Raw genomic sequence first — 6,441 nt, forward strand, 5'->3', positions numbered from 1 at the left:
TAAAACGATTTGCTGTGTCAACGAATATTGCTCGCCGAGGAAACCATGGCTGATGAAAACGAAATGAATTCCACAGACGACCAGGCACTGGCCGACGAGTGGGCTGCTGCCCTGGGTGAAGCGGGAGAGGGTGGTCAGGCTGATATCGACGCGCTGCTGGCCGCCGACGCCGGGAACGCCTCCACCAACCGTCTGGCGATGGAAGAATTCGGCAGCATGCCGAAGAACAATGCCCCGGTGACGCTAGACGGTCCGAACCTGGATGTGATCCTCGACATTCCGGTGTCGATTTCCATGGAAGTGGGCAGCACCGACATCAACATCCGCAACCTGCTGCAACTCAACCAGGGCTCGGTGATCGAGCTGGATCGTTTGGCGGGTGAGCCGCTGGATGTATTGGTCAACGGCACGTTGATCGCCCACGGTGAAGTAGTGGTGGTGAACGAGAAGTTCGGCATTCGCCTGACCGACGTGATCAGCCCGAGCGAACGCATCAAGAAGCTGCGTTAAGTGGGCGTGTTTCTTGTGAAGGGGCTCAGGGCGCTCTCAGGCCTGTCGTTGCTGGCGCTGTCATGGGCGGTCATGGCCGCTGATCCCGCAGCCCCCGCGGCGAGTGCGCCTGCTGCACCGGCTGCGGTCGCGGCAGCAGCCCCGGTGACCGTGCCGCCTGTGTCGAGCGCGTTGAGCAGCGGGGTGGGCAGCCAGTTGCTGCAACTGGTGCTTGGCCTGCTCTTGGTGGTCGGTCTGATTTTCGTCCTGGCCTGGCTGATGCGTCGGGTGCAGCGCGCCGGCCCTGCAGGCAATCAGGTGATTGAACTGGTGGGATCGCGAGCACTCGGTCCGCGTGATCGACTGGTGCTGGTTCAGGTCGGCAACGAGCAGGTGTTGCTGGGTGTTTCGCCGGGGAGCATCACGGCGCTGCATGTGATGAACGAGCCGGTCGCAGTACCCGAAACGCAGAACGCCACGCCAGAGTTCGCCCGTCGCCTGATGGAAGCATTGGGCAACAAAGGCATCGCAGCGCCGCGCGCCGACAAAACGCGTCAGGGCGCAGACGGTTCCGGCAACCCGGGTCAGAAGGATAAGAACTGATGCGTATTGTTTTGACGCTGCTGTTGCTGCTGGCAGCGCCGCTGGCGTTCGCCGCCGACCCGTTGTCGATCCCGGCGATCACGCTGGGTACGGGTGCCAATGGTCAGCAGGAGTATTCGGTCAGCCTGCAAATCCTGCTGATCATGACCGCGCTGAGTTTCATTCCGGCGTTCGTGATGCTGATGACCAGCTTCACGCGGATCATCATCGTGTTCTCGATTCTGCGTCAGGCCCTGGGCTTGCAGCAGACGCCGTCGAACCAGATTCTCACCGGCATGGCGCTGTTTCTGACGATGTTCATCATGGCGCCAGTGTTTGACCGGGTGAATAACGACGCCTTGCAGCCCTACCTGGCGGAAAAACTCAGCGCGCAGGATGCGGTGGCCAAGGCCGAAGTGCCGATCAAGGACTTCATGCTGGCGCAGACTCGCTCCAGCGACCTGGACCTGTTCATGCGCCTGTCAAAACGCACTGACATCCCGACGCCTGATGCCGCGCCGCTGACGATCATCGTTCCGGCCTTCGTGACCTCGGAGTTGAAGACCGCGTTTCAGATCGGCTTCATGATTTTCATCCCGTTTCTGATCATCGACCTGGTGGTCGCCAGCGTGCTGATGGCCATGGGTATGATGATGCTGTCGCCGCTGATCATTTCGCTGCCGTTCAAGATCATGCTGTTCGTGCTGGTGGATGGTTGGGCGCTGATCATCGGTACGCTGGCCGGCAGTTTTGGTGGTGTATGAGCCTGTTTGACGAGGAGTGCGCAGCATGACCCCAGAAGTTGCCGTTGACCTGTTTCGCGAAGCGTTGTGGTTGACCACCACGATGGTGGCGATCCTTGTGGTGCCGAGCCTGATCGTCGGCCTGATCGTGTCGATGTTTCAGGCGGCCACCCAGATCAACGAACAGACATTGAGCTTCCTGCCGCGTCTGCTGGTCATGCTCGTGACCCTGATCGTCGTGGGTCCATGGCTGGTGCGGACCTTCATGGAATACATCATTTCGCTGTACACCAGCATTCCTCAAGTCATCGGCTGATTTTCGAATGGAACCTGTGCTGGCGCTGACCGACACGCAGATCAGCACGTGGGTCGCAGCCTTCATGTTGCCGCTGTTTCGCATCGCGGCGGTGCTGATGACCATGCCGATCTTTGGTACGACGCTGGTGCCCAATCGGGTGCGTCTTTATCTTTCCCTTGCGATCACGGTGGTGGTCGCGCCCAGCCTGCCGCCGATGCCAGCCGTGCATGCGCTGGACCTCAGCGCGCTGCTGTTGATCGCCGAGCAGATCCTCATTGGCGCTGCGCTGGGGTTGTCGCTGCAAATGTTCTTTCAGGCTTTTGTCATCGCCGGGCAGATTATCGCCGTGCAGATGGGCATGGGCTTCGCGTCCATGGTCGACCCGGTCAACGGCGTCTCGGTGGCGGTGATCGGCCAGTTCTTCACCATGCTGGTGACGCTGTTGTTCCTGGCGATGAACGGCCATCTGGTGGTCTTCGAAGTGCTCATTGAAAGCTTCACCACACTGCCTGTGGGCGAGGGCCTGGTGGTCGCCAATTTCTGGGACCTGGTGCTGCGTCTGGGCTGGGTGCTCGGTGCGGGGCTCATTCTGGTCTTGCCGGCGATCACCGCGTTGCTGGTGGTCAACATCGCCATGGGCGTGATGACCCGCGCCGCCCCGCAATTAAACATCTTCTCCATCGGTTTCCCGCTGACGTTGGTGCTGGGCATGGGGATTCTGTGGATTACCCTCGGCGACATTCTCAACCAATATCAACCGCTGGCGGTCGACGCTTTGCAGTTGCTCAAGGAAATGATCAGGGCGCGCTGACATGGCTGAAAGCGAGAGCGGTCAGGACAAAACAGAAGATCCCACGGACAAACGAAAAAAGGAGTCCCGGGAAAAGGGCGAGATCGCCCGTTCCAAAGAGCTCAATACCGTCATCATCATGATCGTGGGGGCCGCCGGTTTGCTGGCGTTCGGCGGTTCGATGGCCGAGATGATGATGCAGTTGATGCGCGACAACTTCACCATCACCCGCGAAGCGCTGATGGACGAACGCACCATGGGCCTGATGCTGATGACGTCCGGCAAGGCGGCGCTGTTGGCGGTTCAACCGATCCTGGTGGCGTTGACCATCGCGGCGTTGGTCGGTCCTATCTCCCTTGGTGGCTGGCTCTTCGCGGCAGGCTCGCTGGCGCCCAAATTCAGCCGGATGAACCCGGCGGCGGGCCTCAAGCGCATGGTGTCGCCCAAGGCATTGATCGAGCTGCTCAAGTCGTTGGCCAAGTTTTTTATCGTGCTGGTGGTGGCCCTCGTCGTGCTGTCCAAGGACAAGTCCGATCTGGTCTCCATCGCCCATGAACCCATGGAAATGGCGATCGTGCACAGCCTGCAGCTGGTGGGCTGGAGTACGTTGTGGATGGCGTTCGGGCTGGTGATCATCGCCGCCGTGGACGTGCCTGTGCAGTTGTGGGAAGCGCACAAAAAGCTGCTGATGACCAAGCAGGAAGTCCGTGACGAGCATAAGGACAGTGAGGGGCGGCCGGAGGTCAAACAGCGGATTCGTCAGTTGCAGCGCGAGATGTCGCAGCGGCGGATGATGTCGGCGATTCCCGAGGCCGATGTGGTTATCACCAACCCGACCCATTATGCGGTGGCGCTCAAGTACGATCAGGACAAGGGCGGGGCGCCGGTGTTGCTGGCCAAGGGCAGTGATTTCATGGCGCTGAAGATTCGTGAGATTGCGGCGCAGCATCAGATCCTGTTGCTTGAGTCGCCTGCGCTGGCGCGGTCGATCTACTACAGCACCGAGCTTGAGCAGGAGATTCCGGCGGGGTTGTACCTGGCGGTGGCTCAGGTGTTGGCGTATGTGTATCAGATCCGGCAATTCAGGCAGGGCCGTGGCAAGCGGCCTGATCCTTTGCGGGATGATTTGCCGATTCCGCCGGATTTGAGGCGGGATTCTTAACGGGCGCTTGAGGCTTGAGATCAAGATCAACGGCGGTTCGTCCTGACGGCCGAACTGTTTCGCCTTCGGCGAGTTACTTGAAAAGACACCAAGTAACCAAGTGTCCTGGCTCCTGGCTTGGCCCGACTGCGTCGGGTACCCGCACTCCGACGACGCTCCGTGGGCACGCGCCGAACGGACATCCATGTCCTGACGGCGCTCTCGCGGCATCCATGCCGCTCGGCCCACTGCGCGTCGTCTGCGTTTGGCCTGCACCCAAGTCGCGTTTTTGTGATCGTTCCCACGCTCCGCGTCACTAGTGTCCGGGGAAAATTTGTCATAGCTGAAGGCTGCCTTGGGCAGCCTTCAGCTCTTGATCTTTCTGCCTTCGTCGAGCACGGCTCTCGCGGGTAAGTGGCCGCTCAAACCAGACGCAGGCCAGACGTCGCGTCAGGTCAAACAAAGACTCACGCAAACCCGTGCGCTTATGAAAAAAATGCAGCAGCAGATAGGTGATAACCGCGCTGTAAATCTGCAAACAAACTGCATTTTCCGAGAAGGCGTAGAATCGTTTGAGCTTCAAATGCTGCTTCATCCATTTGAAAAACAGCTCGATCTGCCACCGTTGTTTATAGAGCTCGGCAATTTCTTCTGCCGGCCTGTTCATGTCGTTGGTGATGAGCGTGAGTGGGTTTTTCCACTCCTCGATCCTCAACGAAATACGCCTGACCGGCGTGTCCTTGAAGGCATTTTGTCTTCGCCCAAAGTGCACCACTTCGTCGGTATTAACCGGGCTTCCAGGCACTGGGCAGGAGTGCTCGTGGCAGATTCGGATGTTGGCGTTGCTCTTTAACCGCGTTACGAAATAAGCCCCGGCGGCATGGAGTTGGTGCCACCAACCGTAGTCGCAATAACCCTTGTCGAACACATAAGTCATGCCCGGCTCAATCGGCATGCCCAGAGCATCGGTCGAGTCATTAACGTTGGCTGGGGTGATGTTGATGTAAGTCGGTGCAAGCTGCACCGGATCGAAGCCGGTATGGACCTTGAGGCCTTGAGTTATCCGGGTTTTGGTGGGAGCGGTCCACTCATCAAACCCCGGGCCGCGCAAGGTGATGGAGGTCGAGTCGATCAAGCTGATCATCCGCCCGATACTTCGACTTTGCTGGCCGCCGACGCATTTCAACAGATGCTCCGAGGCTCTCTGGAACGGCAGGGTGCTTCGCTTTTTTAACGCATCGGAAAGCGTCGAACGAGGGATGGACCGAGCATTCAGGTGATATTGGTGCTCATCGATGGTTTGCGACATCGATGTCAGGCTGCGCAAGCTGCCAGCTTGCTTCAAGTGCCCGATCAATAGCGTGATCAGCAAATCACGTGAGGTGCAGTTTTTGGCGTATCGATCCGCCTTGCTGGCTTCGACTTGCTGCTGGAAGAGTTTGCTGGGGAAAGCAGCGAGCAACAGGCCTAGATTGGTATTGGAAAACATCGCTGAAATCGAGTCTGAAAAAAACGATTATGGCGCAATCCCGCAAGGCTGAAGGGGCTCAAGCTGCCCCTTCAGTTTTTCCCCGGACACTAGTGACGCTCCGCGTGGTAACGCAGCGACCGACGCCCTGCGTCAATGTGGACGCGGAGCGTCTTGGCACGCATTCCCACGCAGAGCGTGGGAACGATCCTGACGCCATCCCAAACTGTAGGAGCGCGCTTGCCCGCGATCTAGCGCGCAGCGGTAGCAAAATCAGGCGACTCGATGAGGCCTGACACCCCGCACGCACAGGTCTTGCTGCCGGTTCCCGGCAGATCGCGGGCAAGCGCGCTCCTACAATTTGGGGTGCGTTCGGACGTTTGATGATCGAATCAAGAAGCGAAGAGCGTTGGCTCCAGACCAGAAACAGCAACGTCAGGTTGACGCAGTCCCTGTAGGAGCGCGCTTGCCCGCGATCTAGCGCGCAGCGGTAGCAAAATCTGGCGACTCGATGAGGCCTGACACCCGCACGCACAGGTCTTGCTGCCGGTTCCCGGCAGATCGCGGGACAAGCCACGCTCCTACAGGGACTGCGGAATCCTGATGTTTCCGCTTCGGCTTTTGCTGTTGATTTTGCTTTTCGACATCAATGGCTCAAACGCCGCAAAACGCGACTTGGGTGCAGGCTGAGCGCAGGCGGCGTGGAGTGGGTCGAGCGGCATGGATGCCGCGAGAGCCGCCCCCGGCCATGGATGGCCGATGGCGGCGGGCCCACGGAGCGTCGCCGGAGTGAGGGTACCTCGACGCAGTCGAGGCCAAACCGGGAGCCAGGACATGAACTGACCCCCGAAAGTTGGACACCCAGTCCAACCGAGGGGACAGCCATGACGAAGTACGATCCAGCCTTCAAACTCAAGCTGGTTAAACAAT

The 6,441-nt window shown here is 59.3% G+C and carries 7 protein-coding genes; 6 read left to right on the plus strand and 1 reads right to left on the minus strand.

Going from position 1 to position 6,441, the window contains the following annotated elements; all coding sequences use genetic code 11:
* The first annotated feature begins 45 nt into the window (after positions 1 to 45).
* The 6 genes from fliN to flhB all read left to right on the plus strand — a co-directional run bounded on the left by fliN (position 46) and on the right by flhB (position 4,064).
* Complete coding sequence (gene fliN / locus BLS87_RS30685) at positions 46 to 510, plus strand: flagellar motor switch protein FliN (protein WP_074758798.1); 465 nt, start codon at positions 46 to 48, stop codon at positions 508 to 510.
* Positions 511 to 582: 72 nt separating this feature from the next.
* Positions 583 to 1,092, plus strand: a complete 510-nt coding sequence (gene fliO / locus BLS87_RS30690; RefSeq protein WP_083370811.1) for a flagellar biosynthetic protein FliO — start codon at positions 583 to 585, stop codon at positions 1,090 to 1,092.
* Entirely contained in the window at positions 1,092 to 1,835 is a 744-nt protein-coding gene (fliP, locus tag BLS87_RS30695) for a flagellar type III secretion system pore protein FliP (RefSeq protein WP_074758800.1), read from the plus strand. The genes fliO and fliP overlap by 1 nt, the downstream gene beginning before the upstream one ends.
* Positions 1,836 to 1,860: 25 nt before the next feature.
* Positions 1,861 to 2,130 carry a flagellar biosynthesis protein FliQ gene (gene fliQ / locus BLS87_RS30700; RefSeq protein ID WP_062385992.1) on the plus strand — a complete coding sequence of 90 codons (270 nt, stop codon included), beginning with the start codon at positions 1,861 to 1,863 and terminating at the stop codon, positions 2,128 to 2,130.
* A gap of 7 nt (positions 2,131 to 2,137) precedes the next feature.
* Positions 2,138 to 2,923, plus strand: a complete 786-nt coding sequence (gene fliR, locus BLS87_RS30705) for a flagellar biosynthetic protein FliR (protein WP_074758802.1) — start codon at positions 2,138 to 2,140, stop codon at positions 2,921 to 2,923.
* 1 nt (position 2,924) lies between these two features.
* Positions 2,925 to 4,064, plus strand: coding sequence for a flagellar biosynthesis protein FlhB (gene flhB / locus BLS87_RS30710; protein ID WP_074758804.1), 1,140 nt, complete (start codon positions 2,925 to 2,927; stop codon positions 4,062 to 4,064).
* A 316-nt stretch (positions 4,065 to 4,380) separates the two neighbouring features.
* On the opposite strand, the gene BLS87_RS30715 is transcribed toward flhB, so the two are convergent.
* Positions 4,381 to 5,532: an IS4 family transposase gene (locus BLS87_RS30715; protein WP_074758806.1), complete on the minus strand. Its 1,152-nt coding sequence runs from the start codon at positions 5,530 to 5,532 to the stop codon at positions 4,381 to 4,383.
* Positions 5,533 to 6,441: the final 909 nt, after the last annotated feature.

The organism is Pseudomonas abietaniphila (assembly GCF_900100795.1).
Taxonomy (GTDB): domain Bacteria; phylum Pseudomonadota; class Gammaproteobacteria; order Pseudomonadales; family Pseudomonadaceae; genus Aquipseudomonas; species Aquipseudomonas abietaniphila.

Coding starts and splice junctions, on each gene's coding strand:
- fliN (WP_074758798.1), top strand. CDS start 46: ATGGCTGATGAAAACGAAATGAATTCCACAGACGACCAGGCACTGGCC.
- fliO (WP_083370811.1), top strand. CDS start 583: ATGGCCGCTGATCCCGCAGCCCCCGCGGCGAGTGCGCCTGCTGCACCG.
- fliP (WP_074758800.1), top strand. CDS start 1,092: ATGCGTATTGTTTTGACGCTGCTGTTGCTGCTGGCAGCGCCGCTGGCG.
- fliQ (WP_062385992.1), top strand. CDS start 1,861: ATGACCCCAGAAGTTGCCGTTGACCTGTTTCGCGAAGCGTTGTGGTTG.
- fliR (WP_074758802.1), top strand. CDS start 2,138: ATGGAACCTGTGCTGGCGCTGACCGACACGCAGATCAGCACGTGGGTC.
- flhB (WP_074758804.1), top strand. CDS start 2,925: ATGGCTGAAAGCGAGAGCGGTCAGGACAAAACAGAAGATCCCACGGAC.
- BLS87_RS30715 (WP_074758806.1), bottom strand. CDS start 5,532: ATGTTTTCCAATACCAATCTAGGCCTGTTGCTCGCTGCTTTCCCCAGC.